1 protein-coding gene is annotated in these 517 nt (G+C 36.2%); it reads left to right on the top strand.

Annotation, left to right across the window (positions count from 1 at the left end; all coding sequences use genetic code 11):
• Positions 1–56 precede the first annotated feature (56 nt).
• On the top strand, positions 57–517 hold a 461-nt coding region (locus QM867_RS10840), incomplete at its 3' end, for a transposase (protein ID WP_414315758.1).

Genomic DNA, 517 nt, shown 5'->3' with positions numbered 1-517 from the left:
CTTTTCTTTGTGTAAAGTCGTATAATAGAGGTAAGAAGAGTTGTGAGGTGTTCCCTATGTTTCACAAAGAAAAACCTGATTATAATCGTAAGCAATATGGTTTCTATACAATAGACGAATTGGTCCCAAAAGATCACTTTCTTCGACAAGTAGATTCAAAGGTTGATTTTGGCTTTATCTATAACTTGGTAGAAGATACCTATAGTCCAAATAACGGTCGTCCTAGTCTTGATCCCGTCATGTTAGTCAAAATTCCTTTGATCAAATGTTTTTATGGTATCCGTTCTATGCGTCAAACCATGAAAGAGATTGAAGTAAACGTGGCCTATCGTTGGTTTCTCGGACTAACTTTAGATGATAAGGATCCTCATTTTACTACCTATGGAAAAAATTACAGCCGTCGTTTTCAAGATAAAGAACTCATTTCGGAAATTTTTTCACAGGTTCTCAACCAAGCTTTGTACGCTGGCTTAATTGATCCTTCTGAAATATTTGTGGATGGTACCCATATCAAAGC

It is taken from the genome of Streptococcus infantis (assembly GCF_047463635.1).
Lineage (GTDB): Bacteria > Bacillota > Bacilli > Lactobacillales > Streptococcaceae > Streptococcus > Streptococcus infantis_W.
The sequence above is the reverse complement of the archived record's forward strand: the minus strand, read 5'-3'. Positions and strand labels throughout refer to the sequence as shown.